Source organism: Alcanivorax sp. IL2 (assembly GCF_047495475.1).
GTDB lineage: Bacteria > Pseudomonadota > Gammaproteobacteria > Pseudomonadales > Alcanivoracaceae > Alcanivorax.
Map to the genome: position 1 here is coordinate 2,861,566 of NZ_CP179932.1, position 26,401 is coordinate 2,887,966.

General features: G+C 57.5%; 20 protein-coding genes. 7 read left to right on the top strand and 13 right to left on the bottom strand.

What is annotated here, in order from left to right; all coding sequences use genetic code 11:
• Nucleotides 1–170 precede the first annotated feature (170 nt).
• The 4 genes from ACMG4N_RS13225 to ACMG4N_RS13240 form a co-directional block, all read right to left on the bottom strand.
• On the bottom strand, nt 171–935 hold the full coding sequence (locus ACMG4N_RS13225; RefSeq protein ID WP_297768992.1) for an SDR family oxidoreductase: 765 nt from the start codon (nt 933–935) through the stop codon (nt 171–173).
• 109 nt (nt 936–1,044) lie between these two features.
• Nucleotides 1,045–2,091, bottom strand: a complete 1,047-nt coding sequence (locus tag ACMG4N_RS13230; protein ID WP_414432037.1) for a phosphotransferase family protein — start codon at nt 2,089–2,091, stop codon at nt 1,045–1,047.
• Nucleotides 2,092–2,170: 79 nt separating this feature from the next.
• Entirely contained in the window at nt 2,171–3,379 is a 1,209-nt protein-coding gene (locus ACMG4N_RS13235; RefSeq protein WP_414432038.1) for an acyl-CoA dehydrogenase family protein, read from the bottom strand.
• Between the two features lie 45 nt (nt 3,380–3,424).
• Nucleotides 3,425–4,102, bottom strand: coding sequence for a histidine phosphatase family protein (locus tag ACMG4N_RS13240; protein ID WP_335627548.1), 678 nt, complete (start codon nt 4,100–4,102; stop codon nt 3,425–3,427).
• 183 nt (nt 4,103–4,285) lie between these two features.
• Between ACMG4N_RS13240 and ACMG4N_RS13245 the strand changes: the two genes are divergently transcribed.
• Nucleotides 4,286–5,062, top strand: coding sequence for an enoyl-CoA hydratase/isomerase family protein (locus ACMG4N_RS13245; RefSeq protein WP_414432040.1), 777 nt, complete (start codon nt 4,286–4,288; stop codon nt 5,060–5,062).
• Between the two features lie 147 nt (nt 5,063–5,209).
• Here ACMG4N_RS13245 and ACMG4N_RS13250 read toward each other — a convergent pair whose 3' ends face one another.
• Nucleotides 5,210–5,839, bottom strand: a complete 630-nt coding sequence (locus ACMG4N_RS13250; RefSeq protein WP_297768976.1) for a TetR/AcrR family transcriptional regulator — start codon at nt 5,837–5,839, stop codon at nt 5,210–5,212.
• Nucleotides 5,840–6,053: 214 nt separating this feature from the next.
• On the opposite strand from ACMG4N_RS13250, the gene ACMG4N_RS13255 reads away from it, so the two are divergent.
• The 6 genes from ACMG4N_RS13255 to ACMG4N_RS13280 all read left to right on the top strand — a co-directional run bounded on the left by ACMG4N_RS13255 (nt 6,054) and on the right by ACMG4N_RS13280 (nt 13,483).
• Nucleotides 6,054–6,521: a MaoC family dehydratase gene (locus tag ACMG4N_RS13255; RefSeq protein WP_414432042.1), complete on the top strand. Its 468-nt coding sequence runs from the start codon at nt 6,054–6,056 to the stop codon at nt 6,519–6,521.
• 205 nt (nt 6,522–6,726) lie between these two features.
• Nucleotides 6,727–7,647 (top strand): SDR family oxidoreductase, encoded by a 921-nt coding sequence (locus tag ACMG4N_RS13260; RefSeq protein WP_414432043.1) that lies wholly within the window; start codon nt 6,727–6,729, stop codon nt 7,645–7,647.
• Nucleotides 7,648–7,724: 77 nt separating this feature from the next.
• On the top strand, nt 7,725–8,927 hold the full coding sequence (locus ACMG4N_RS13265; protein ID WP_414432044.1) for an acetyl-CoA C-acyltransferase: 1,203 nt from the start codon (nt 7,725–7,727) through the stop codon (nt 8,925–8,927).
• A 527-nt stretch (nt 8,928–9,454) separates the two neighbouring features.
• On the top strand, nt 9,455–11,221 hold the full coding sequence (locus ACMG4N_RS13270; RefSeq protein ID WP_414432046.1) for a DUF1302 domain-containing protein: 1,767 nt from the start codon (nt 9,455–9,457) through the stop codon (nt 11,219–11,221).
• Nucleotides 11,222–11,282: 61 nt separating this feature from the next.
• Entirely contained in the window at nt 11,283–11,903 is a 621-nt protein-coding gene (locus tag ACMG4N_RS13275) for a hypothetical protein (RefSeq protein ID WP_414432047.1), read from the top strand.
• 536 nt (nt 11,904–12,439) lie between these two features.
• A complete protein-coding gene (locus ACMG4N_RS13280) occupies nt 12,440–13,483 on the top strand; it encodes a 3-deoxy-7-phosphoheptulonate synthase (RefSeq protein WP_414432048.1) in 1,044 nt (347 codons plus the stop codon).
• Nucleotides 13,484–13,721: 238 nt separating this feature from the next.
• Here ACMG4N_RS13280 and ACMG4N_RS13285 read toward each other — a convergent pair whose 3' ends face one another.
• From ACMG4N_RS13285 to tssH, 8 genes are all read right to left on the bottom strand, one after another.
• Entirely contained in the window at nt 13,722–14,150 is a 429-nt protein-coding gene (locus ACMG4N_RS13285) for a hypothetical protein (protein ID WP_414432049.1), read from the bottom strand.
• Between the two features lie 129 nt (nt 14,151–14,279).
• Complete coding sequence (locus tag ACMG4N_RS13290; RefSeq protein ID WP_297768951.1) at nt 14,280–15,062, bottom strand: formylglycine-generating enzyme family protein; 783 nt, start codon at nt 15,060–15,062, stop codon at nt 14,280–14,282.
• A 166-nt stretch (nt 15,063–15,228) separates the two neighbouring features.
• Complete coding sequence (locus tag ACMG4N_RS13295) at nt 15,229–15,531, bottom strand: hypothetical protein (protein WP_297768948.1); 303 nt, start codon at nt 15,529–15,531, stop codon at nt 15,229–15,231.
• Between the two features lie 25 nt (nt 15,532–15,556).
• Nucleotides 15,557–16,183: a hypothetical protein gene (locus ACMG4N_RS13300; RefSeq protein ID WP_297768946.1), complete on the bottom strand. Its 627-nt coding sequence runs from the start codon at nt 16,181–16,183 to the stop codon at nt 15,557–15,559.
• A 235-nt stretch (nt 16,184–16,418) separates the two neighbouring features.
• Nucleotides 16,419–17,375 (bottom strand): formylglycine-generating enzyme family protein, encoded by a 957-nt coding sequence (locus tag ACMG4N_RS13305; protein WP_297768943.1) that lies wholly within the window; start codon nt 17,373–17,375, stop codon nt 16,419–16,421.
• Nucleotides 17,372–21,319 (bottom strand): type VI secretion system Vgr family protein, encoded by a 3,948-nt coding sequence (locus ACMG4N_RS13310; protein ID WP_297768940.1) that lies wholly within the window; start codon nt 21,317–21,319, stop codon nt 17,372–17,374. The genes ACMG4N_RS13305 and ACMG4N_RS13310 overlap by 4 nt, the downstream gene beginning before the upstream one ends.
• A 102-nt stretch (nt 21,320–21,421) precedes the next feature.
• Nucleotides 21,422–23,686 carry a type VI secretion system Vgr family protein gene (locus tag ACMG4N_RS13315; RefSeq protein ID WP_414432052.1) on the bottom strand — a complete coding sequence of 755 codons (2,265 nt, stop codon included), beginning with the start codon at nt 23,684–23,686 and terminating at the stop codon, nt 21,422–21,424.
• A 30-nt stretch (nt 23,687–23,716) separates the two neighbouring features.
• On the bottom strand, nt 23,717–26,392 hold the full coding sequence (tssH, locus tag ACMG4N_RS13320; protein ID WP_297768934.1) for a type VI secretion system ATPase TssH: 2,676 nt from the start codon (nt 26,390–26,392) through the stop codon (nt 23,717–23,719).
• Nucleotides 26,393–26,401 lie beyond the last annotated feature (9 nt).

A 26,401-nucleotide genomic window follows, 5' to 3' on the forward strand; every position in this document is an offset into this window, starting at 1 on the left:
CCGCGCTTCCAGGTGAAAAGAAAACACCAAATTCAGGAACTCTTTGGCTTTCCCAATTCTAGCTTGTAGCTTGTAGCTTGTAGCTTGTAGCTTGTAGCTTGTAGCTTGTAGCTTGTAGCTCGTGGCTCGTGGCTCGTAGCTCGTAGCTCGTAGCTCGTATCTCGTATCTATTAGATGGTCATCCCACCATCAACAACAACGCATTCCCCGGTCACATAACTGGACGCATCGGAGACCAGATACAGCACGGTGCCCGCCATCTCTTTCGGGTCGGCATGGCGACGCATGGGGATCTGGCTGATGGCGGAATCGTAGATGTCCTCGTTGGTGAACAGGGCACCGGCGAACTTGGTTTTGGTGAGGCCCGGCAGCAAGGCATTGACCCGCACATTGAACGGGGCGCATTCCTGGGCGAAAGATTTGGTCATGCTGATCACTGCCGCCTTGGAGATCGAATAGATAGCCTGCATGTCGCCCGGAGTGAGGCCATTCACCGAAGCGGTGTTCACGATGGCACCACCGCCATGTTCGCGCATCAGCTTGGCGCCTTCCACGGACATGTAGAAGTAGCCGCGCAGGTTCACATCCACGGTCTTGTCGAAGGCATCTACCGGGGTGTCCAGAATGTGCCCAAAGAAGGGATTGGCTGCGGCGTTGTTGACGAGAATATCCAGCTTGCCGTGAGTCTCGCGGATATGGGAAAAGATCGCCTGGATCTGTGCCATTTCGCCGATATGGCAGGGGAAGGCTTCCGCACTGCCGCCGTCTGCCTGGATCGCGTCTGCCACCGCCTGACAGCCATCGATCTTGCGGCTGGAGACGATCACGTGGGCGCCCTGCTCCGCCAGCAGTCTGGCAATCTCTTCACCAATCCCGCGGCTGGCGCCGGTGACCAGGGCAATCTTGCCCTCAAGATTAAAAAGGGTGGTACTCATTACTACTCTCCCGATAAAAAGCAAAAATAATGCTGTAGGAGCCATGCTGGCATGGCGAACCGGAACGACAACCAATTCGCCATGCCAGCATGGCTCCTACAATGAGGCTTTACGCCCCTTCTTTGATAATCTGCACGGCCATGGACGCCAGCGGCTCGACCAGCGCACCGACCTGAGCAGCCTCCTTACTCGAGGCATTACCATCCACGGCCCGTTTCGCCACACCCTGACAGATGGCAGCAAGACGGAAGAAACTGAAGGCCAGATAGAATTCCCAGTTGTCGATGCGGTCGATGCCGCGACGCTGGCAGTACTGATCGACATACTCTTTTTCCGTGGGGATCCCCAGTGCCTTGCGGTCAACCCCCTGCAGGCCCGCCATCTTGGCGCCCCGCTGTGGCATGCGCATCCCCATACACTGGTAGGCCAGGTCCGCCAGCGGATGTCCCAGGGTGGACAGCTCCCAGTCCAGCACAGCGATGACCTTGGGTTCGCTGGGGTGCCACATCATGTTGTCCAGCCGATAGTCGCCATGCACCAGGGATACCTGGCCATCGTCTTCCGGCTGGTTGGCCTGCAGCCAGGCGATCAACTCGTCCATAGCAGGGATGTCCTGCAACTTGGAGGCTTCGTACTGCTGGGTCCAGCGACCCAGTTGCCGCTCGAAGTAGTTGCCGGGCTTGCCGTAATCCGCCAGGCCAACCTTGTCCAGATCCACACTGTGCAGGGCCGCCAGCACCCGGTTCATTTCTTCGTACATGGCCGCACGGGTAGCATTGCCTGACTCCCCCTCGCCGGCTTCCGGCAACGAGGCGCCCCACAGAATGCGGCCTTCACAGAACTCCATCACGTAGAACATGGAACCGATTACGTCCCTGTCTTCGCACAGATGCAGTACCCGTGGCACCGGCACATCCGTGTCTTTCAGTGCCGCCATGACGCGGAACTCGCGATCCACCGCATGGGCTGACTTGAGCAGCTTGCCCGGCGGCTGCCGGCGCAACACATAAGCACCGGACGGTGTGGTGATCTTGAAGGTGGGGTTGGACTGACCGCCTTCGAACTTGTCAGCCTCGATGGGCCCCTTGAAGCCATCGATTTGCTGTTCAAGGTATTCGGCCAGTTTCTGTGTATCCAGCGTATCCACCTGGGACATGGAGCTCTCCTGTTATTCTGTTTGCTGCGCAATAGGCAAAGCCCGGAGTGCAATAAACACCCCGGGCAAACACCGCTTCTCAGGCGAAGTATTTGGCCAGGTTGCGGCCCAGCTGCATCATGTGCACCTGATCCGGTCCATCCGCCAGCCGCAAGGTGCGGGCATAGCTGAAGAAGTTGACCAGCGGAATATCCTGGCTCAGCCCCGCCGCCCCGTGGACCTGAATCGCCCGATCAATCACATTTAACGCCATATTGGGTGCAACCACCTTGATCATAGCGATCAAATCCTTGGCGACTTTGTTACCTTCGCGGTCCATGGTGTCTGCCGCCTTCAAGGTCATCAGCCGTGCCTGCTCGATTTCGCAGTAGGAACGAGCCAGATCTTCACGCACCGAGCCCTGCTTGCTCATGGGCTGGCCGAATACCACACGCTCGTTGACGCGCTTGGCCATCAGCTCGAAGGACTCCTGGGCAGCACCGATCAGACGCATGCAATGGTGGATACGGCCCGGCCCCAGGCGACCCTGGGCGATTTCAAAGCCACGGCCTTCACCCAGAATCATGTTTTCCTTGGGCACCCGCACGTTGTCGAAGACCACTTCCGCATGACCTTCCGGTGCGTCGTTGTAACCAAACACCTGCATCGGGCGCACAATATTCACCCCGGGAGTGTTGGTGGGCACCAGAATCTGTGACTGCTGCGCATGGCGATTCGGATTGTCCGGATCGGTCTTGCCCATCACGATCATGATTTCGCAGGTCTTGCGCATGGCACCGCTGATATAGAACTTGCGGCCATTGATCACGTAGTCGTCGCCGTCACGCTCAATGCGGGTTTCGATATTGGTGGCGTCGGACGACGCCACTTCCGGCTCGGTCATGGCAAAGGCACTGCGGATACGGCCTTCCAGCAGCGGTTGCAGCCAGTCTTTCTTCTGCTGCTCATTGCCGTACTTGGCCAGCACTTCCATATTGCCGGTATCCGGCGCGGCGCAATTAAAGGCTTCCGAGGCAATACGGCTACGGCCCATTTCCTCGGCCAGCGGCGCGTATTCCAGATTGCTAAGACCGGCACTGTAATCCCCGTATTCCTTGGGCAGGAACAGATTCCACAGCCCCTTGGCCCGGGCTTTCTCTTTCAGCTCTTCCATTACCGGCGGGGTTTCCCACGGGCTTTTTTCCAGCTGTTCGTGATAAAGCCCTTCCACCGGGCGAATCTCGGTATTGATGAAATGACGTACCTGGTTGATCAGGTCCTGCACTTTTTCTGTGTATTGAAAATCCATGTAGCTCTCCCTTGTTTGCTTATTCGTTACAGTCTTTGTGCTGCGTTAAAAGTAAGTAATGGCTTCAAAGCGATCCGGACGATCCAGGTGCGGCACATTGTTAAAACTGGCCATGCGCACCACCTTGTTATTAAAAAAGCCGTGGGTCACGCTGCTGTTGCGAATTTGCAGATTCAGTTCCACCACGGTGTCATCGGCGGCGTTGAGGGCATGCTTGAGAAACATGGCCATGGCGCCACCGGAGCTGACGATCAGAACGCGGTCCTTGTCGCTGTACTCTTTCTGGATATGGTTGCGGGCCGCCAGCACCCGGTCAGAAAAGGACTGCCAGGTTTCCGGTAGATCACCGGTGAGCTCGTCCAGACGCCAGTGCTTCATGGCCGTTTTCAGCGCCTTGTAGAATGCCGCCACTGGCGCCCCTTCACCGGGGGCCTGTTCCGGGTACTGGGTCAGGTAGGCATCGACGATAGACTGGAAATCGAACTCATTAAGCCCGGCGTGAATATCTTCCGGTAACGCCACGCCCAGCCCTTCACAGATGCCCGCGCCGGTTTCCCGGTGGCGCACCAGGTCTCCCGACAGCAGCGCGTCGAAACCCATGTCCCGTTCGGCGAAATACTCCCCCAGCCAGCGAGCCTGCTGATGGCCGAGTTCCGAGAGGCGGTCATAGTTGTCGGTGCCGAACGATGCCTGTCCGTGACGGACAAGATAGAACTGGGCCATGTGGAATCCTTACAACGGGCAAGAGATCGAATAGCAATGACCCCAGCCTAGTGCACCCCCTTGAGTTAGTGAAATTGATATTTTGAATCCGGCAGAATGAATATGCTGCATGGCGATTTTACTGTTATTCGAAATAACGTTTCGATATCGTCGACCCTCACACCTAACAGCCGGAGCGCCCTTATGACAGATCTGACCTTCAGCAGCGGCTTTGTGCAGGCCAGGGAAAAGGGTGCTGTCCTGCATCTAACGCTGGATCGAGCGGACAAGCTCAATGCCATGACCGCCAGCATGTACCAGGACCTGACCCGTGCGGTGAACCACCTGGCAGAAAGGGACGATCTGCATGTGTTACTGCTCACCGGCAACGGCCGCGCCTGGTGCGCCGGCAACGATATCGGCGATTTCCTCAATGCGGACCCGGCCAGCCGGGACAACGGCACTCTCAGCCCTGCCATGGTGCTGGTGCACGCCCTGATGGCCCTGGACAAGCCCGTGGTGATTGGCGTGCAGGGCAACGCCACTGGCATCGGCACCACCCTGCTGCTCCATGCGGACCTGGTGGTAGCCGCCGACGATGCCCGCTTCCAGACCGCATTCATTAACTTGGGGCTGGTGCCGGAAGCGGGTTCCAGCCTGCTGCTCCCCGCCCTGATAGGCCGCCAGAATGCCAACCGCCTGCTACTGGCCGGCGATACCCTGAGTGCCCAGGAAGCCGAACGCTGCGGCCTGGTGGCCTACCGGGTAACCCCGGAGGAACTGGAGACCACCGCCCTGACCCTGGCACAGCGGCTGGCCGAGAAATCCCCGGCCGCCATGGCCATGACCAAGCAGCTACTGCGCCAGAGCGAGACAGCCATCAAGACCCAGATCGAAAAGGAAAGTGTGCTGTTTGCGGAGCGGATGTTTAGTGAGGATACAAGGGAGCGGTTTGCGGGTTTCTTGAAAGGCGGGAAATAAGTGAACAGTTAACAGTGAATAGTTAACAGCGACACGAATCATGTGTTGCTGTTATCAAACGTAAGAGGCCGCGCCCAGGGGATGGGCGCGGCCTCTTTGCGTTGAAACCATTACGCTCTGACGCGCGGCGCTGTTAACTATTCACTATTAACTGCCTTTCATCACTCCCCGCAGCGCCACCAACACCACCTCATCCACCACATCCTGCCGTTGTGCCGGCGTTTCCGTGTCGCGGGGTTGATACCAGTTGATCACCGAGTTCATGGCGCCAAACACGGGTTTGATGGACATCTTCGGGCGTGCGGCACGCATGGAGCCGTTGGCAATGCCCTCTTCCAGCACCGTCAGGAACAGCCCTTCGCAGCGTTTGCGTCGTTCCTGCAGGCGCTCGAGCTGGGCCCGCTGGGCCTCGGTGGTGCTGCTGCGCAGCAACATCTGCACCGCTTCGGAGACCGTGCGCTGGTAAGGCTGGGTACGAATCAGCGTGCGCACATAGCAGCGAGCCATTTCGGTAAAACGTTCCGGGGCCGGCAGACCGGAACCGACGACCGGCTCCAGCTCTTCAAAAAGCGCATCCATGGCCCGATGATGAATTTCGAAGAAGAGCTGCGCCTTGGAGTCGAAGTAGTGATATACCATTCCCTTGGTGGCAGAAAGACGCCGGGCAATGTCATCAATGCTGGTGGCATTGAAACCCCTCTCCATAAAACACAGGGCCGCCGCGTCGAGAATGGCATCGCGGGGGTCGGTAAGCAGGGCTTCACTTTGTTCTGACATGGTGCTCCTCAATAACGGTGCAGACCAATATTATCGGAAAATAGTGACATAACCGGGCCCGCCCACCATTGACCCTCCCGCACAGCAGTGACGGAATTCTCGCCCTTCGTGGCGCTTTTCACCCTTTACGGCCAATTACGCCGCTTTCATACTATTATTTTTAAAATGACATTCTGAAAATATGGCGCATTCGCGCCTCTACAGGGAGAGCCGCATGAGCAGAGCGCAAATTACGATTGAGGAACTGCAGGCAAAAACCGGTGAAGCTGTGGGCGTGTCCCAGTGGCGAGCCGTGGACCAGCAGCGCATCGACGGCTTTGCTGAGTTGACCGAAGATCCCCAATGGATCCACACGGACCCGGCGCGGGCCGCAAAGGAAAGCCCTTTCGGCACCACCATCGCCCACGGCTTTCTGTCCCTGTCGCTGCTGTCCGCCATGGCCATGGACGTGCTGCCCACCATCAAGGGGCAAGTAATGGGCATCAACTACGGCTTCGACAAGGTGCGTTTCATGAACCCGGTGCGTGAAGGCAGCAAGGTGCGCGGCAAATTCTCACTGTTGGAAGTGAAGCAGCGCTCCGATAAAGAATGGCAACTGCGCCATGGTGTGGAAGTGGAAATCGAAGGGCAGGATAAACCCGCTCTGATCGCCGAATGGCTGAGCCTGGCGATAATTAGTTGAAAGTTCAAAGTTTAAATTTGAAAAGCGCGGGAGAAGGCGTGCTGAACGAAACGCCTTTACCCGCAGCCCTATTCCAGTGAGTTGAAACGTTCAGCCAGTTAACGCCTGCGTCGCGGCACTGGAGCCAATCGTTTGGCAGTGCCGTTACGCGCGTTTCAACTTTGAACTTTTACTTTCAACTCACAAAACATCCGGAGAGAGAAACATGACAATCCGTTTTGACAATCAGGTGGCCATTGTCACCGGCGCCGGTAACGGCCTGGGCAAATGCCATGCGCTAGAACTGGCTCGTCTCGGCGCCAAGGTCGTGGTCAATGACTTCGGCGGGGCCCGCGATGGCAGTGGTGGTTCCAGCGAGGCTGCCGAGCAGGTAGTCGCCGAAATCCAGGCCGCTGGTGGTGAGGCGATTGCCAACGGCGCCGATGTCTCCAGCCCTGAACAGGTGGATGCCATGGTAAAGCAGGCCATGGACACCTGGGGGCGCATTGATGTGCTGGTTAACAACGCCGGCATCTTGCGCGACAAGAGCTTTGTGAAAATGACCCAGGACGACTGGGACAAGGTGGTGGCCGTTCACCTGACCGGCTCCGAGATCTGCACCAGAGCAGTCTGGCCGATCATGCGCGAACAGGGCTACGGCCGTATCGTCATGACCACGTCCACCTCCGGCCTGTACGGCAACTTCGGTCAGGCCAACTACGGCGCTGCCAAGATGGCCGTGGCAGGACTGATGAACACTCTCTGCATCGAAGGGGAAAAATACGACATCAAGGTCAACTGCATTGCACCCACTGCAGCCACACGCATGACCGAAGACCTGATGCCCCCGGAAGTGCTGGCCATGCTGGAGCCCAAGGAAATCACCCCGGCGGTCCTGTTCCTGTGTAGTAACAACGCCCCCACCCACCGCATCGTACTGGCTGGCGCCGGCTGCTACGCCATGGTTCGCCTGATGGAAAGCGAAGGCGTCTACCTGAATGAAGACGAGCGAAATGTGGATGGCGTCGCCGCCCATTTTGAACAGATCGGCAACATGGACAACGCCCGGGAAATTCTCGCCGGCGGCGATCATGTGACCAAGATTCTTACCAAGGCCGCTCAGGCCAAAGGCATCAAGCTGGGTTAGACGCAGCAGCTCAACAACCGGCTGCAAGCAAGCTCCTGCAGTGAGACACCGACCGAATATCAATCTGGAGAGGCATCATGAGAGAAGCCGTCATCGTTTCCACCGCCCGCACCCCCATTGGCAAAGCTTACCGGGGCGCCTTCAACGACACCCAGGCCCAGGCGCTGGGGGGCCATGCCATCAAGCACGCCGTTGATCGCGCCGGCATCGACCCGGAATCCATTCAGGACGTGATCATGGGCGCGGCCCTGCAGCAGGGTAGCACCAGTGGCAACGTGGCTCGCCAGTGCGCCCTGCGTGCCGGCCTGCCCACCAGCGTGTCCGGCATGTCCATGGACCGCCAGTGCGCGTCCGGCCTGATGGCCATTGCCACTGCCGCCAAGGAAATCATCGTCGATAATATGGATGTGGCTGTTGCCGGCGGTCTGGAATCCATTTCCCTGGTGCAGAACGACAAGATGAACACCTTCCGCGCCGCCGACCCCTGGCTGAAGCAACATCGCCCGGACATCTATATGTCCATGCTGGAAACCGCCGAGATCGTGGCCGACCGCTACAACGTATCCCGCGATGCCCAGGACGAGTACGCCTTCCAGTCACAGATGCGTACCGCCGCCGCCCAGCAAGCGGGCAAATTCGATGACGAGATCGTCCCCATGACCACCGTCATGAAGGTGATGAACAAGGAAACCAAAGAGATTTCCGATCAGGAAGTCACCCTGGGCAAAGACGAAGGCAATCGCCCGCAAACCACCCTGGAAGGCCTGCAGTCCCTGCAGCCTGTATTCAAGGGCGGCCAGCAGGTACAGGAAGGCGGTTTCATCACCGCCGGTAACGCTTCCCAGCTGTCCGACGGCGCCAGCGCCTGCGTGCTGATGGAAGCGAAGGAAGCCGAGCGCCTGGGCCTGCAACCACTGGGGGCCTACCGCGGTATGGCTGTCGCTGGCTGTGACCCGGACGAGATGGGCATCGGCCCGGTGTTTGCGGTACCCAAGCTGCTCAAGCGTTTCGGTCTCACCGTGGATGACATCGGCATCTGGGAGCTTAACGAAGCCTTCGCCAGTCAGTGCCTGTACAGCCGCGACCGCCTGGGCATCGACCCGGAGAAATACAATGTGAACGGCGGCGCCATCTCCATCGGCCACCCCTACGGTATGTCAGGTGCCCGTATGACCGGCCATGCCCTGATCGAAGGCAAGCGCCGGGGGGTGAAGTATGTGGTAGTGACCATGTGCATTGGCGGCGGCATGGGTGCCGCTGGCCTGTTCGAAGTGTTCTGATTTCTGTCTCTGACTTCCCCTTCAGGGCGCCACACGGCGCCCTTTTTTTGTCTTCATGATCAGGGTCCACTGCCGGGACAAACCTTACTGTGTTTTCTGCGATGGAATTCTTTAGCAAATGTGTCAACGCTCACAAATAACACTAAAATGAAATCTTCTTTTATTTGTTACCCTGGGTAACGAATCACCGAGAACGGTAAACATCCCCTTTAATATCGTTTCTTTATCGTGGTCTTGAATCACGAAAACCCATAAAAGCTAACGTTTTTATTCCAGAAACAGGCTCTTCGCTCCCTATTTCCCTCCAACTTCGACGTTGGTCTGTCTTGACCACATACCCGCCGGTATGTATGAATTGAATCCGACGCATCGCTTTTTGAAATAATGGTTCAAAAAAACAAAAGGCGAGGGTCAGGATTTTAACGCCCGATGGGACCGGGCGTGACAACAAGTGCGCTACAACAACGTTCACAACAACAAACGGAATTTCTACCCGGCTCATCACCGGGTAGTGGGAGAGCAAAATAATGCGAAGCAAAGCGATCGCTGTTGGCTGCAGCAGTGCCCTGGCTCTGGGCCTGCTGACAGCCGCAGCCCCGGCCATGGCTGGCGGAAAACAGTTCAATGAAGACGTCAGCGTCAAATGGAACCTGAAAGCCTCCTTGGGCGCTATTTCCCGTATGGAGTCTGCCCGCAAGGAAAATCTGTTTGCCGGTGATACCCCCGGCGGCACGTCCGGTTCAGCCGTCTCTGACGACGGCAACCTGAACTATGATGGTGGTGAAGTGGTGTCTGCCGTTGCCAAGGCAGTGGGCGACGTCAACCTGCAGTACAAGAATTATGGCCTGTTTGTGCGAGCCAAGGGCTGGTACGACTACGTGCAGAAAGAGAAGGATGTTCCCCACGGCAACTTCCCCAATGAATTTGTCGGCGGCGAGCCGCTCAGCGATGACGGCTTTGATCGCAACTCCAAATTCCAGGGAGCCACCTTCCAGGATGTCTTTGTCCACGGCACCTTTCAGGTCAATGAGCAGCCCCTGAAACTGAAGGCGGGTCGTCAGACTCTGCTGTGGGGACGCAGCCTCTATTCCCGTGGTTCCCTCAGTGCGCTGAACGCCATCGACCTGGCAGCCCTGCACCGCCCCGGTGCCGAGTACACCGAGTTCTTCAAGCCCGCTGGCATGGTGACCGCTGACTACAAGTTTAGCGACCGGCTCTCCATGAAATCCTTCTACCAGTATGAATGGCGGGCCGCGAACCTGGATGGCTGCGGCACCTTCTTTTCCACCCTCGACAACACCGCCGTCGGTTGTGATGCCACCTTCTCCAGCTCGGTGATTATTCCCAACAAGACCGCCTACGAGAATGGCGTCTATATTCCACGCCGGGACGAAAAAGAACCGGATGATGGCGGTCAGTACGGGCTGAAATTCGACTATGCCTTCCCGAAATCCAAGGCCAAGGTGGGCGCCTACTTCCTGAACTATCACATGCGTCTGCCGATCTACTCAGTGACCAAGGAAGACAGCCCGCTGGCGCAGGGGATTACCGCTGGCAACGACATCGCCTACTTCTATGAATACCCGGAAGACATTCAGGTGGTCGGCCTTACCGCTGACAAGACCTTTGAGGGTGTCGGCAATCTGGCCATGAACCTGAGCTACCTGCCGGATATGCCAGTCCAGATCAACACCCCGGATCTGACTACCGCGCGGGTACTGGAAGCCAATGGCGTGCCGGCAGCCGCCGCACAGGGATTTGCCACCGTTCCCCAGGACACCATCGACTATGTCTACGGCTCCGGCAACGAAGTCACCGGTTTCCAGGAATTCGATATCCAGCGTGCCGAAGTGACCTTCACCACAGTCATTCCCAAATTGCTGGGTGCACAGAAGACCATTGTCTCAGCTCAGGTAGGTTCCGAGTTCATTGATGACCTGCCGGATCAGGAAGACATGCGCTTCCGCCGCCACACCAACTTCGGGGTTGGCGAGCTCGGTGAGGATGGCTATGTGACTGACTTCAGCTGGGGCTACCAACTGACGCTCAAATCCACCTATACCAACGTCATTGGCCCGGTGGCGTTGACCCCGTCGCTGACCATGAAGCATGGCGTGGAAGGCTATTCCAGCGATGACGCCCTGCAGGAAGACGAACGCAGCCTGGGTATGGGTGTAGGCATGAGCTACAAGAAACTCAGCGCCGACCTGTCCTACACCACTTATAACGATGCCAGCTATAGCGTGGTCAACGACCGGGATTATCTGTCCCTGAGCACCACCTACAACTTCTGAGAAGGCAAGGACACCGCAGGCTGCACCCTAGTGGCCTGCCAACCAGAATGAGGATGGAACGATGAGAAAAGTGAAATTTGCCATGGTGGCCCTGTTCGCTGCACTGCTCGCGGCCTGTGTCACCGGCTACCACGACACCCGTATGGTCAACACCCAGACCGGCGTAGAAAAAGACCCACAGGGTCCCTACCAGTCATTGGTGGTGGGGGTCCTCGTTGAGCACGAACTGCGTGGCCACCTGGAAAACGCCATCGTTGCCAGGTTTGCCGAGCAAGGCATCAAGGCCACCGCCGCCCATACGGTCTTTGGTGACAAAGGCATCGAAGGCAAAAGCCGCGACTATCTGGCAGAACGCATGCAAGAAAACGGCTTCGACAGTGCCCTGGCCATTCACCTGGAAGAACAGCGCAGCGAAACCCTGGAAGTAAAAGGTGATCCCGGCGCCGCTGTACCGATCGCCGGCACCATGACCATGCGTCCTCAGGTATTCAGCGATGACTTTTTTGTGAATGAGGACATCTATGTGGTTCGGCTGGACCTCTGGGACGTGAACCAGCAAGCGATTATCTGGCAAGGCAACACCGTCAGCTTCAATACCGGCGGCTTCAAGGGCCTGGAAAAAGGCGCAGGCCACTTTGCCCAGATCATCACCAACGCCATCGGTAAGGCCGATATCTTCTGATCCTGTTTTCTCCTTGATTGTCTCCACCTTCCTTGCCCACTTCGGTGGGCATTTTTTTGCCTTGTCCTGTCACGATCCTGTCATGCCGACCCGGCATATTGACCACCTATCAAGGAGAGAGGCCCGCCCTCTTGCTTCTGGCGGGCGCCATCGCTAGGCTTGAGAACTGAATTCAAAGAGATTTCACCATGAACGCAGCCCTGCACAATCACAGCATCAATGCAGACCGCAAGCCGGTCGGCACGGTTGTGCCCGCTGCCTTCTATTACGGGTATTGGTTTAGCCGCTCGCGCGCCTGACCGTTACCCAGGCGCGCCCGCTACGGGACGCCTGCCGAATCACGAAAACCCCGGTCGGTATCCCGCCCGGGGTTTTTTATTGCCCAGACAACCGCACGACAGAGGACAAACACCATGTATCGATATGGCCAGCACCACAAAGACACGCTATTTAGCCAGTGGCAACGCCCACTCCAGCGAACACTACGATCGAATCACGCGCGACGGTAACCGCGCACCGAACAGTAAGGAACGACCATGCAACAGACTCAGAGCTCTACCGCCAGCCAGGCCGACATCAGCCCGCGACGCAGCCTGCCGCTGCCCTCCCCCACCGTGCTGCGCGAACGCCTGCCAGTGGACGCCCAGCTGGCAGCACAGATCACGGCCCATCGACAGACCGTACGCGATATTCTCAACGGCACCGACGACCGCCTGCTGGTGATCACCGGCCCCTGCTCGCTCCATGACCCGAAATCCGCACTGGAATACGGCCATCGCCTGAGCGAACTATCCCCCCAGCTGGGCGACAAGGTCTTTCTGGTGATGCGTGCCTACGTGGAAAAACCCCGCACCACCGTGGGCTGGAAAGGCATGCTCTACGACCCGCACCTGGACGGCAGCAACGACATCGCCACCGGCCTGAACGTGTCTCGCCACCTGTTGCTGGACCTGGCACGGCTGGGCTTGCCCCTGGCCACCGAACTGTTGCACCCCATGGCCGCCGACTACCTGGGCGACCTGCTCAGCTGGGCGGCCATCGGCGCGCGCACTACCGAATCCCAGATCCACCGGGAAATGGTCAGCGGCCTGCCCATGCCAGTGGGTTTCAAGAACGGCACCGACGGCAGTGTCGACGTGGCGAGTGACGCCATGGGAGCAGCCGAACATCCCCACACGCACCTGGGCATCGATGACAACGGCCACAGTGCGCTGCTACAAACCGCCGGCAACCCGGATACCCATCTGGTACTGCGCGGCGGCCATCATGGTCCCAACTACGATGCCAATAGCATCCGCACTGCCGTCGATGCCCTGCAGAGCAAAGGCCGCAACCCGCGACTGATCGTGGATTGCAGCCATGCCAACAGCGGCAAAGACCCACTGAGACAGCCGGAGGTACTGCGTGATCTGCTTGAACAGCGTGCCAGAGGCGAAAACCCAATCGCCGGCGTGATGCTGGAAAGCCACCTGCAAGATGGCAAACAGCCCCTGCAGAAACCGCTTCAATACGGCCTTTCCATCACCGATGGCTGCCTGGGCTGGGACAGGACAGAGCAGTTACTCTGTGGCATCGCCTAGAGCGGTTCGGAGGGGCGACTTTGCCGAAAAAGATTGATGCAAATCACGAAACCGGCGCCTATTCGGTAAAGGCGCCGGTCCCGTGATAATGTCGGCATAACAGACCGGAGGGCTGCATCATGACACTGGAACAATTAATTACCGCTTTCGTGTTGTTCCTCTGCGGCATTGCCGTGGTGGCGTTTATTGTTTATCTGAAGAACCAGTCCAACAAACGATAAATCGCAGACCACTGAAATCAACTGTAAAGCAGCTCGCCCACTCCCATCTTGATCACGTTACCGCCAATACGGCACTTCACTTCCTTGCCCGGCTTCTTGTCGAACTCCGCATGCAGAATACTCTTGCGGGTATCGGGGCTTCCGCGATCAATAGACAGTGTGTGCGTCCCCGCAGCGGTATCCTGCTGCTCCGCCAGATAGGCTATAAATTCCGGCATCACATTACCGATGGGCGGAAACATATCCCGGGGAAGATTCGGGTTCAGCAAGCGCCCGTGAAACTCCGAACTGCCGGTAATACTGCCCGGTGCAAACAGGAACAATTCCGAGGTATAGACACCACCAAACAGATCGGCCCACCGCTCCGCATTCAAACTCGCCGCCAGCACATGCTCTGGCTTGGTAACCGGAATGATCAACGTAGGCGTATCCACATTGACCACCATGGGCTTGTTCTATGTGGTCGAAGGCAAGGCGCCCCTGGCCGCCCCGTTGGGCATAGGTTTCAGTGCATTTCACTGTGGCGGGAAAAGCTAACGTGACTCGAAGCGCTATTATGTTTCATTCACAGAGAATTATTTCAGGATAATAGGCTTGTCTTCATTAACAACGCAGCGGAAGCCGACATAGGGATGCCCTTCATAGCCAAATTCCTTGGTGATTCTGGGGGCGGCTTTTGGTGGTTCGTGGTAGCGCTGCAAAACCACCTTGCCACCTCGTACTGATTTCTCAGTGCCGCTTTCCGGCCCCTGCGGGTCCACTTCGGGAGAATTGGCGTAATAATCCGGGTCGAACCAGTCCAGAATCCACTCTTTGACGTTAGCACTCATGTCGTAAAAACCGAGTGGATTCGGCGGATAAGATCCAACTTTTTCCACACCGAGACCAGACCCGATATTGGTTCCCTTTTTCGGCATGCCGGTATCCGTGCCATACGCCACCTTTTTGCCCCGGCTGCGCGCCGCATATTCCCACTGACCTTCTGTGGGGAGGTCAATATTCAGGCCCGTGTTTTCTCCCAGCCAAAAGCAATAATCGCGGGCTTGCTGCCATGTCATATAACGAACCGGTTTTGCAGGTTTTCGGCTTCTTTTTCCCAACTTACGTTCGACCAGCAGCGGCTTCTCTGTAAATTGGGTATAAACATCAAACTCTTCAAACGTCACTTCATACTTCCCCATGGAATAGCTGGAAAGGGTGACTTTATGGACGGGTTCTGCAGTGCGTTTTTCTCCTGCAACCTGAAATACCCAAGGCATCCACATGGCATCGGGGTGGTTTTTATCAACAAATTCATAAGAGCCTAATGGCCCCTCATTGAAACTTTTACTCGTAATGTAGGCGCCAACATCACCCATCTGAAAGCCCCCCCCTCCACAAAAACCAGATTTTCGACGGAACGACGCAATACCGTTTGCACCTCTTTCGGTAGCTCTTGGTTGATTGTCACTTCAGTTTTGGGTACATCGGCACCAGCGCACGCGCCGAACGGTAAAACTGCCAACATGGTCAGCACTAAATACTTCATGCCGTCTCCTGGGCTTGTAGCGGTTGGTCTGCCAAAGCAATGGCAGGCAGAACTTCTTGACGTCGGGCCAGCATACGGTTGGTGCGCGGGAGTTGGAGCTGGGCCAGTCGGGTTTCTACCCCTTCGGGGGTGCTGTTGGTGCGGGCAGCCACGCCGCGCACGATGGTTTGCCACTCGTTTTCACCCTGGCTGTGATGGCCAATGGCTGCCAGGCCCCTGTCCACTTTCTGTTGCATGGTTACGTCACCCTTGAAGCGGGCTTCATCAGCACGATATAGCACGATATAGGGGACACGCATAAATTCAACTATGAAAAAGCAAAGCCTACCACCCTGCCAGGCTTTGCCCTGCCACCCATTTCCTGCCAGTTTGCTGGACATACTCACGGACCCTCGCCAAGGCGCCGACCGCAACAGGCTGGCGCTGTTTTCGTGATCTCATATGGGAAAGCCAGGCTTTCTCATCTATCCCCAAGCGATCCAGTATTTTCATCGATTTCCTGGGTATTGATCCTCGTTTATCGTCTAGTATCGCCCTGCCCGTACCCTCCACATGAAGCCGCTCACGCCATTGACCAATCATGTCCAGAGCCTTGAGGGATTCCCCCTCCTCAGTCTGTCCTTTGATCCAACGCTTCACGATAAGAGGACCACTGAACAGCTGCATCCAGCGCTCCGCAACCTCTTGATCTGTCAAGTCCAGCGCCTTTTGTTGATTGATGCGGAGAACCAGATGGTAGTGATTGGACATCACGGCATAAGCACAGAGATCGATAGCAAAGACCTCCGCCAAGGCGGCCAGACGATCCACCACCCACTGGCGGCGATGCTCATAGTTCTGGCCGGAGTAGCGATCCTTCCCGCAAAGAAAGGCCCGTAGTACGCAGCGACAGATACAGTGATAGTAAGGGGTAGAGTCCAGGGATACCTGGGTATAGCGAGCACGGGTCATGGGTTGCCTCCTTGCATATCCATGACTCGACAATACTGACCAAATAATCAGCATAAAATCAGCAATTTTCCCCGCTCAGTGTAAGAGATTCTCCAAGTCGTGCGTGTCCCTATTCTCTTTTTTGATCAGGCGGATCAACAGACCCGTCGGGGATAGCGGAACCAGGGTGAACTGGATACGTTACCCCGTATTTCTTTTGCCTTGGATAGAATGCGACTGGATTCATCGCACCCCATTATTTCAGAGTCACAGGCTTTTCTTCGTTAACCGCGCAGCGGAAGCCCACATAAGCGTGGCCTTTAAAACCGAATTCCTTGGCGGTATCGGGGTCAGCCTTCGGCTTTTCATGCAACCGCTTTAAAACAACTTTTGCACTTCGAACTACTCTTTTTTCTCCTTGTTTCGGCCCCTTTGGGTTGTTCTCGGGCGAGACTTTGTAATAGTCTGGATCGAACCAGTCCAACACCCATTCCTTGGCATTGCCGCTCATGTCATATAATCCAAGAGGGTTTGGTGGGTAGGAGCCTACTTTTTTTACCCCCAGGCTCGAATTAATATTAGTTCCTTTTTGGGGCATTCCGCTATCCGTGCCGTAGGCAACATCCCTGCCTCGGCTCCGGGCTGCGTACTCCCACTGCGCCTCGGTGGGAAGGTCAAAAGAAAGGCCGGTATGTTTTCCCAACCATAGGCAATAATTACGCGCATTTTCCCATGTCATCATGTGCGCAGGATTTTTAGGGCGACGACTTTGCTTTCCTATTTTATGCTCTGCCAGAGTAGCCTTTCCTTCAGAGCGAGTATAAACATCATACTCCGAAAACGTCACCTCATATTTTCCTATCGAATAGCTGGATAGAGTGACTTTGTGAACGGGTTCGGAAGTTTGTTTTTTTAAATCAAAATCAGGACGTAGCCACGGGAGCCACATAGCATCGGGATGATCTTTATCAACATACTTATAATCAAAACTGCCTTCGTTGAAACTTTTCTTCGTTATATAAGTACCGAAGTCTCCCATCTGAAAGCCCCCCCCTTTCACGAACACTTGGTTCTTGACAGAGCCGCGCAACAACTCTTGCACATCTTCCGGTATCTCCTGGCTAATGGTTGCTTCAGTCATGCTTTCACCGGCATCTGCGCAGGCACCAAGAGGCAAGAAAATTGCGACGATCATCAATAATGAGCACTTCATACCATATCCTTTATGGTCAGGGGGTGGTTAGCCTGGGCAACGTCTGGCAGCACATCACGCCTTCTTGCCAGCATCTGGTTGGTACGGTTAAGGCGAAGCTGAGCCAGCCGCATTTCTACCTCTCTTGGACTGCTGTTCGTACGGGCTGCCACGCCACGCACGATGGTTTGCCATTCATTTTCCCCCTGGCTGTGCGTGCCAATGGCCACCAGCCCCTTGTCTACCTTATGTTGCAGTGAGTCATCACCCTTGAGCCGGGCTTGTTCGCCCAGGTTGATAAAGCTCTCCATAAGTCGGATTAGCAGTGCCGGCGGAGAATAGCGGAACCAGAAAGAGTCATTCAGAGTATCTAATATATCGTTAGCTTTAGACAAAACCTGAGACGCTTCATCCCTCCAGTTCAAAATGTTGGTGGTCATTTGTTGGTAAGCGTCTTGCACTTCCTCCACGGTGTTCTTCCCTTTCCATACCAGACAATACACCAGCGCCATCATCGCCTCTTCGGCGCTTTCTTCCATAATCATGCCCACGGTGTAGTCCGCATCACGCAGTGAGTGATAGGAGAAGGCCACGAAGGCACTGATATACTTCACATCAACGGTATATTCCAAGCCACCTTGAGCTCCAATGCCGCAGACAATACCCGCCTTGGCTCGAAGCATGAAACGCCCTTCTTCATAGCTAAGGGTAAAACCGGCGGCAGCACCTACACCTGCCTGAGCCGCAGCTTTGTAACCAGTACTCGCTAACGCTTTGAATTGATAATGCTCATCCGGATTGGCCCATTCCAGTGCGCCCTTGGCTTGGCATTCCACCTTGGCTCCAGCGAATACTTCACCGCTGAACCTACCACCGGCGTCGGCCCCCTTGAACATCAGTCCGCCGCCCCTGTGCTGGAATTCCAGTTTTCCGCAGGCCATGGCGCTGGCCCCGGCGAAGCCGGCCAGGCTCATCTCGAAGTGGGCGCGAACCTTGCCAAGCTGCACAGGTTTGCCGTCTTTGGCATCTTCGTGATCAAAGACAATATGATGGCCGTCGGCATGGGGGAAATAGCCGTTGGCAGTCACCTTGCCTTCTGCCAGCGCCAGACTGCCGGACACCTGCCCTTCAATACCGAACTGGCCTTTCTGTGGATTGAAATTGATGGCGCCGGACGCGCCGGCATAGTAGCGCATCAATTGCGCTTGGGCAGTGGCATCATAGGTGCGCAACGGGTCGTCCAGATTGTCGGTCCCTGCCTTGGCGTTTTTATTGATGCTTCGCGCCCATTCGGTAAAGGCACCGCTGGTCTCGGCTTTTCCGAGCCCCCAAGTCACCTTACCCGTCACTTGGCTCAACTGCTTTTTAACTTTCTCAAGGTCATAGTTGCCGTCTTTATCCCGTAATGCCCGGCGTTTTCGGTCGTCCGCGTCCAACTTGTAAGAACGAACATGGTTTTTCATCTTGTCTGAACGGACATAGGTATACTTCTTGCCCCGTAGGCGAACGATCTCGGTCAAGCCATCGACACTTGCACCATTGATGACGGGTTTTATTTCTTCCGCCACCTTGTCCTGGGCACTGGCAATGGCATCTTTATCTCTGCTTTGCTTGGCCTGTAGCAATGACTGCATCGGTTTAGCCAGGATTCGCTCTTCTTCGTCCAGCTGTTCCATTTCCTCAGCAGTGAGTCCGTAAAAGCATTGCTCGGCGGGGACATAACACAGCTCCACTAAATCGCCCTGTGAAACTGATTGTGCCTCTGCCTCTATCGCAACAATCGCTTCTGGCGCCTTGGGCACTTCAGGCATTGGGCTGTCCGCCTTTACGCCAGCCGGAACACTGTATTCCTTGTTACCGTTAAAAGTGACGCCACTTTTCCCCTTCAGGGTCACCGTATTGCCGAACAGGCGCACCGTGCCATTTGCTTTAATGGTGATACCGCCACCACCCTGATGCAGGGTGAGATCTCCGCTGCCATCGCCACGGATGTCGATGGCGTCGGTCGCTTGTAGGTGCAGGTTGCTGCCGACCTTGCTAGCCAGGCCTTTGCTGGCAGTAATGGCTGCGCTCCCCTGCACCCGCAGCTGGCTGTTGGCAGCGCTGTACAGTTCCAGGTTTTTGCCGGATTCCAGGGTGGCATTGGCGGTGGCGGTTAGATGGGTGTTGGTCTGGGACTGGTGGTGTATCACACCGGAATCGGTGTGGATCACAGAGCGATTCAGGACTTGCGTTGTGCTGTCGCTGCCGATTCGGATCTGGCTGTTTTTCCCGACGTCAATATTCTGATGTTGGCCTGCGCGCATCACTAATGCTCCCTGCTCACAGGCGAGAGTCACCAGCGGGCTTTCGCTGTTGGCGTTCAGGTCCAGGAGACATTGCCCATCCGGGGTGTTCAGGGTAATTGCTTGCGCCTCTTTTCTGTCATTGAGATTCAACAAATGACCGGCCGGGGTAAGGATACGATTTTCCGGCGCGTTTCGGTTACTCACCGGGCCCGGTTGGGATGCTGCTGGTGCATAGCCCAGTATCAACGGCTTGTCCGGGTCGTTGTTCAGGCAGGTCAACAGCACTTCAGCACCGTTTCTCAGCGGCCAGTCCCAACCAGTGGCTTGCCCGTCTTTGCCGGGCAAGCTGCCGTGGGGCTGTAGCTGGCGCAGGGGTGGGCTGGATTCGGTAAGAGGCTGGTCGCCATCGTCAAAATCAATGCGGGCTTTACGGCTGTCCATGCCATCCACATGACTATAGGGGCCGCCAGCTTCGACCCGTGCCGGGAAGACCAGAGGTAGCGAGATTTGAGCAGGCAACGCCGGGCGAAAGGGCTGCGCTAACGGTAGTAGTTCAGCCTCCCAGGTAAATCCATTGGGGCTGTTACCCAGGTGGTTTCTGGGAGAGGAGAACGTCAGAGCGGCACGGGTAATCAGGCAAGGGCCATGCCCTGCAACGGGCAGCCACTGGCCAACCTGCAAGTCCCCCACCGCACCGGACACCAGAATGGTATGGGACCGACATTGCTGCCTTTCCTGCTCCAGACGTGCTTGCGTCAGACTGGCATGGGCATCACCGCTACCAGACTGGAAAAAGGTTTGCCGGGTTGCCACCTTGCCTGCCGATGACTGACTTTCCCTTGTCAGGGCAGCGGCTTCCGATGGACACACTTGCTGATGAACCCGGCTGCGGTCGGGCTGCCAGCGGTAATATCGACGTGACTGGCGCAATGCGACCGTGGCATGGCCAGCCACACTGCGACTCCCGCCGGTTTCTGCAGTAACAGCCAGCTCACCCCGGTCTGCGCGGCTGGCGCCATGCTGATCGTCGGCCAGAACGATAACCTCGCCCTGCTCTGCCAAGGTGGAATAGAACCAGATGCCATCCCGGGCCAGAAGGCGTTGCAGGAACTGCAGGTCGGTTTCTCCTACCTGCGCAGTCCAGTCCATGGGCGGATAGTGTTCATGGGTGCGGTTGTCCACCGTAAGGCTATATTCCTGCAGTAACACTTCCGCCAGTTCGATGACGGTACGGCGATGAACGATGCGATAGCGGGATTGCTGTCGCAGTGCCGCAAGGCCTGAGGAGACCGTGAGCACCCACTCCTCCTGCCCATCAGGCAGGATCCGCCCCTGATCAATACGGGTCACCTTGCCAGCATAATCCCGGCTCAGGCCGTCTGCACTGGTACAGCTCCATTGCGCAGGTTTATCCAGAAAGCTGCCCGCTTCCACACCAACAGCAACCGCACAATAAAACCGGTATTCGCTGATCTGGCTGAGAGAAGAATTCGCAGTCAGGGCATAGGGTTCCAATGGCAGCCCATCAACGGTGAGGATAATTTCACCCCCGCCGAGGCCTTCATTACCGTTGCCAAACAATGACGCACCGGCCTGCTCCAGACGTTCACCGATTTCTTCTTTGACGTCATCCAGAGCGTCGTCCAGTTTGCCTTCGATATTATCCAGCCAACCCATCGCAGCCTTCCCTGATTGCTTGGTTATGCGTATTACGTCGATCCTGGGGTGGTGGGTTACGCCTGCGGCTGACCCACCCTACTTTTGTTTCGGGTGAAGGTTTTAGTTACTGCCTACCATCTGGCCATCCACCTTGATGGAGCCGCCCGAGATTTCCACATTGGGGCCGTCAATAATCAGATCCCCCCCGGGAGTGATTTCAATGGTGCCGCCGCCCTGGCTGAGGCGAATGGGCGCACTGCCTGAACCACGAATCGTGATGGCACCCTGTACATCCATGCCCAGCTTGCCGTTATCCACCACCACTGTTGCGTCACCGGACACCACGTCCATGGAGAAGTTGGCTTCGGCTTTCGCAATCAGGTCCTTGCCGGCATGCAGGGTCATATCGCCCTTGTCCGTTGCCATGCGAAGATTGTCGCCGGCCTTGAACAGCAGGTCCGAGCCGGCTTGTAGCTCCACCTCGCCTTCCTGAGTCATCAACTTGAGATGGCGGGCCACGGTCACTGTCTGATCTTCGCCAACCTGGGTATTCTGCGAGCCGCCCACTTCGGTGGTCATGTTGCCACCGGCACGCAGTGCCATATCCCCTTCCACGCTTTCCAGGGTTGCCTGATGGGCGTCTTGCCGGGCATCCAGGCTCAAACGGTTTTTTCGTTCATGGGTGAACAGTTCGATGCGTTCTTCGCCAGCCCGGTCTTCCATCAACAGTTCGTTGCCACCACGGGTGCGCAGGATATGCTGACTGGGGTTGGACGCGGTGACCGGCCCCGGCGTGGTCGGGTTACTGAGAGCCCCAAGGATAATGGGGCGATCGATATCGCCGTTGACGCAACTGAGCAACACTTCGGTACCGCCATGCAGGGGTAGGTGCATGCCACTGTCCGGGCCACCGTAGGGTTGCATCAGACGTACCGGCGGGCTGGCTTCCCCCTGCGGTGAATCACTGAGATCAAAGGGAAGGCGGATACGGTAACGGCCCTGATCGTCCAGGTAGGCATAATCGCTGCCATCCCCTTCCACCACGGCAGAAAAGCTGCCGTGAACCGGTGCCCGCTGCCAGGCCGCTGCGCTGCGCCAGGGGATGGATACCGGTACCAGGGTCAGTTCGCTTTGCAGGCCAGGACGGTCACTGTTCTGGCCGAAGGCGTGGCCCACGCGCTGGTCACCTTGAATGCTCACCGCTGACACCAGCCATTCGCCGTCGTGGCTGGGGTGGCCCGCGAGGATCAGCTTCATGCCAGGTACGAACTGGCCAGTGTCAGCCCTCGCGATCACCGTCTGCCGCTGTACATCTTCCACTTCGCAGCGAACGCGGGCCATGGCATTACCCTGCTCCGCGTCCACGGCGTTAACGCCCCAATGGCACTGGTCGCCCCGACCGCCCAGGCCTTCGGCATAGCCCTGGGGCGGGTTATCCGGCGTGTCCGGGTTATGGTCATAAACATTGAACGTACCGCTGCGCCAGCGAATCGTTCGGGTAACCTGAAACACGCGCTCACTGCCGGCTGCCTGGCCACTTTCGGCATGAAATTCCAGCATGGCGCTGCCCAGGTTTTCCTGCAGGGCCGCGCTGTCATCATGAAAGTGAAAGTGTTGGCCGCTGTCGCCATGGACTACGGCGTAAAAGGCGCCGTCACGGGCCAGCAGCCGCTCCAGAAAATCCAGGTCGCTTTCTTCATACTGCACGGTCATGGCTCGCGCAGGTTGGGGCTGGCTGAACTCGATGGTGATGTCATCGGCGTTGAAACTCGCTTCTTCCAGGACTTGTTCGATAATTTCCTGCACGGTCTTGTTGAGAAAGACCCGGTTGTGACGATTCAGGGCCAGCGGGAACAACGGCGACACCAGATGCAGGCGCAGGCGGGCACCTTCCGGGCTGGCGCTAAGCTCCTCCACCGCTTCCACCATGAAGGCAAAGTGCTGTTGTTGACCGCCGCTTCCTTCCACTCGCAGGATGGCAGATTCCCCGGGCAAGGAGCCTAGCGAAGGCTCGATACGCGTCAGCACATCCACCTGCATGCGCCCCAGGGAAGACAGCGCCAGATCCTGCGAGGCGAAACACTCCACGGCCAGGGCCTCTTCGCCCATGCCCGCCACATCAATAAAGAAACGACACTTGGGGGCGTCCATCAATTGCTGCATGGCACCACCGGCGGCCTGCTCCAGCTGCTGCATGACAGAGGCTTTCAGGCTGTCCAGGGAAACGTCCCCGTTAGCCAACCCGGACAACATATTGCCATTGAGCAAACCTCCACCATCAACGGAAGGCAGACCCGAGCCGGACAGTGCCGACTTGCCCGATGAGGGAATCCCTGCGTCACCTATCAGGTCTTTGGCTCGGTCCAGATACTTGTCGATACCCATGGAACTGTCCTTGTTGTGTTGTGGTTATCGTCAGGCGCTCAGGGATTCCGGCACCGGCTGGTCCGCGAAGACGGCCGTGATCTGCCCTTGTTCATCCAGTTCCAGGGTCAGAATATCGGGCATGTCGTCGTCGGCCATGTAGCCCAGCAGTTGCTGGGCCAGGCCCGGCATCAGTTGCTGCTCGATGACGGATTCCACCTGGCGGGCACCGCTCTCGGCCACCTGGCATTGCCGCGACAATTGCTCCATGACTTTCTGGTCCACCCGGAAGGTAATGCCGTGGGCCTGCATCAACCGCTGGGCCACCGCATCCAGGCGCATGGCCACCACCGCATTGAGCATGTCCTGATCCAGGGGACGGAAAGGAATCGCCTGCATGCGGGCGAGCAAGGCTGCGGCGAAATGGCGGCGCAGATCCGGCTCGATGGCGCTGATCAGCTGTGCATCGGTTGGTGCCTGCCAGGGGTTCTCCTCTTCACCGTCGTTATCGTTATTATCGGCTTGATCGTCCTGTGCCTGCGCCGGTTCTTCTTCCGGTGGCAACGCCAGCTGTTGCAGGGTGTCGCTGCCCAGGTTGGAGGTCATCAGAATAACGGTGTTACGGAAATCGATTTCCCGCCCTTCCCCATCGCGCAATACACCGCGATCGAATACCTGATAGAACAGGTTCATCACATCCGGGTGGGCTTTTTCCACTTCATCCAGCAGGACCACCGAGTACGGACGCTGGCGCACTGCTTCGGTAAGCACGCCGCCTTCACCGAACCCCACATACCCCGGCGGGCTGCCCTTGAGCTGGGACACGGTATGGGCTTCCTGGTATTCGCTCATGTTGATACTGACCAGGAATCGTTCACCGCCGAACAGTTCATCGGCCAGGGCGCGGGCCGTTTCGGTTTTGCCCACACCGCTGGGGCCGGCAAGCAGGAAGACACCCAGGGGGCCTTCGTTTTTCCGCAGCCCCGCCTTGGCGGCGCGCAGGGTCCGCGCCAGCATGCTCAGCCCGCCATCCTGACCCACCACCCGCTGCGACAGGCGCTGCTCCAGGTCACGCAGCACCGACACTTCATCACGCTGCATGCGCCCGAGCGGCACCCCGGTCCAGTCTGCGATAACCGACGCTACCGTGGCTGCATTCACTTCCGGGTGAATCATGGGCTCACCGGCCTGCACCGCATGCAGCGCCTCGCGCCGTTCGCGACTGCCATCCAGGGCGGCCACGGTGGCCTGTTCCTGCTGCCAGCGCTGTTCGGTGGTTTCCATTTCGGCGGCTACCTGATTCTGCTCTGCCGTCAATTGTTGGCGCAGACGTTCATCGGCAGGCAGCCCTTGAGCCAGATCCTGCTGCAGGGCGGCAAGCCGTTGTTCCAGATAACGCAGACGTTCGGCGCCCTGTGACAGACCCCGGGGCTGGCTGGCCTGACTGAGTCGCACCCGGGCAGCGGCGGTATCGAGAACATCAATGGCCTTGTCCGGCAACTGGCGACCGGTGATATAGCGTTGGGACAAGGTGACAGCGGCAGACAGAGCTTCGTCGGTCAGGTGTACGCCATGGTGGTCGGCAAACTTGTCCTTCAGGCCACTGAGCATCAGCAGAGCCCGCTCGCCATCGGGCTCATCAACGGGAACCCGCTGGAAGCGGCGATCCAGGGCCGCATCCCGTTCGAAGTAGCGCTTGTACTCCGCCCATGTGGTGGCGGCGATGGTGCGCATGCCGCCCCGGGCCAGGGCCGGCTTGAGCAGGTTGGCGGCATCGTTCTGACCAGCGTCGCCGCCGGCACCGATGAGGGTATGGGCCTCATCGATAAAGAGAATGACCGGAGTGGGTGAACGCTGGATTTCGCTGATCACCTGTTTCAGGCGACGCTCGAATTCCCCTTTGACGCTGGCCCCGGCCTGCAACTGGCCCAGATCCAGCCCCAGCAAGCGCACGTCTTTTAGTGCCTCGGGCACTTCACCGTTGATGATTTGCTGGGCCAGACCTTCCACCACCGCGGTTTTACCCACCCCGGGTTCACCCACCAGGATCGGGTTGTTCTTGCGACGGCGACAGAGAATATCGATCGCCATGCGGATTTCGTCACCCCGACCAACCACCGGATCAAGACGCCCTTCACGGGCCTCGGCGGTAAAATCCTGACAGAACTGGCCTAACGCTTCTTCACCTGCCGGGCGGGATGCGGCGCCGGCACTGCCCGGTTCGCCGGCAACATCCGTGGCACTGCGCGGCTGCTCTACGGAAGCCGCCGTCCAGGTCGTAAAGTGTTCGCGCAATTGCGTCAGTGACATGGGCTCCAACAAGGCAAAAGCGTTGTCGCCCAGGCGCGGCAGCAGTTCCAGCAAGGCATCCAGCAGGCTGATGCTGCGAATGGTGTCGCCCTGGTAATACAGGCTGGAAGCCAGCCAGGCCTGTTCCAGCCATTGCACCAGACGGGCAGAAAACACCGGTTTTTCCGGGTTGGAGGTGCGCAGCCGTGACAGGGCCTGCATCTGCGATTCGAACACCTGATCGGCGCTGATGTCGCTGTGGGCCAATGCCAGTTGCAGGTCATTGCGCAGATCACTTTCCAGCAATTTGATCAGCACATGCTCAATGCGCACTTCGTAATCGCTGCGCGCGGCAGCGAACACCGCCGCCTGTTCCAGTGCACGGGCACAGGTATCGTTGAGTTTTTCCACCAGCCGGCGGATGGTTTGACCTTGCATGTTCCCCTC

Bases quoted from the DNA above. Each gene is read 5' to 3' on its own strand.
- ACMG4N_RS13225 (WP_297768992.1), bottom strand. From the start codon at position 935: ATGAGTACCACCCTTTTTAATCTTGAGGGCAAGATTGCCCTGGTCACC.
- ACMG4N_RS13230 (WP_414432037.1), bottom strand. From the start codon at position 2,091: ATGTCCCAGGTGGATACGCTGGATACACAGAAACTGGCCGAATACCTT.
- ACMG4N_RS13235 (WP_414432038.1), bottom strand. From the start codon at position 3,379: ATGGATTTTCAATACACAGAAAAAGTGCAGGACCTGATCAACCAGGTA.
- ACMG4N_RS13240 (WP_335627548.1), bottom strand. From the start codon at position 4,102: ATGGCCCAGTTCTATCTTGTCCGTCACGGACAGGCATCGTTCGGCACC.
- ACMG4N_RS13245 (WP_414432040.1), top strand. From the start codon at position 4,286: ATGACAGATCTGACCTTCAGCAGCGGCTTTGTGCAGGCCAGGGAAAAG.
- ACMG4N_RS13250 (WP_297768976.1), bottom strand. From the start codon at position 5,839: ATGTCAGAACAAAGTGAAGCCCTGCTTACCGACCCCCGCGATGCCATT.
- ACMG4N_RS13255 (WP_414432042.1), top strand. From the start codon at position 6,054: ATGAGCAGAGCGCAAATTACGATTGAGGAACTGCAGGCAAAAACCGGT.
- ACMG4N_RS13260 (WP_414432043.1), top strand. From the start codon at position 6,727: ATGACAATCCGTTTTGACAATCAGGTGGCCATTGTCACCGGCGCCGGT.
- ACMG4N_RS13265 (WP_414432044.1), top strand. From the start codon at position 7,725: ATGAGAGAAGCCGTCATCGTTTCCACCGCCCGCACCCCCATTGGCAAA.
- ACMG4N_RS13270 (WP_414432046.1), top strand. From the start codon at position 9,455: ATGCGAAGCAAAGCGATCGCTGTTGGCTGCAGCAGTGCCCTGGCTCTG.
- ACMG4N_RS13275 (WP_414432047.1), top strand. From the start codon at position 11,283: ATGAGAAAAGTGAAATTTGCCATGGTGGCCCTGTTCGCTGCACTGCTC.
- ACMG4N_RS13280 (WP_414432048.1), top strand. From the start codon at position 12,440: ATGCAACAGACTCAGAGCTCTACCGCCAGCCAGGCCGACATCAGCCCG.
- ACMG4N_RS13285 (WP_414432049.1), bottom strand. From the start codon at position 14,150: ATGGTGGTCAATGTGGATACGCCTACGTTGATCATTCCGGTTACCAAG.
- ACMG4N_RS13290 (WP_297768951.1), bottom strand. From the start codon at position 15,062: ATGGGTGATGTTGGCGCCTACATTACGAGTAAAAGTTTCAATGAGGGG.
- ACMG4N_RS13295 (WP_297768948.1), bottom strand. From the start codon at position 15,531: ATGCGTGTCCCCTATATCGTGCTATATCGTGCTGATGAAGCCCGCTTC.
- ACMG4N_RS13300 (WP_297768946.1), bottom strand. From the start codon at position 16,183: ATGACCCGTGCTCGCTATACCCAGGTATCCCTGGACTCTACCCCTTAC.
- ACMG4N_RS13305 (WP_297768943.1), bottom strand. From the start codon at position 17,375: ATGAAGTGCTCATTATTGATGATCGTCGCAATTTTCTTGCCTCTTGGT.
- ACMG4N_RS13310 (WP_297768940.1), bottom strand. From the start codon at position 21,319: ATGGGTTGGCTGGATAATATCGAAGGCAAACTGGACGACGCTCTGGAT.
- ACMG4N_RS13315 (WP_414432052.1), bottom strand. From the start codon at position 23,686: ATGGGTATCGACAAGTATCTGGACCGAGCCAAAGACCTGATAGGTGAC.
- tssH (WP_297768934.1), bottom strand. From the start codon at position 26,392: ATGCAAGGTCAAACCATCCGCCGGCTGGTGGAAAAACTCAACGATACC.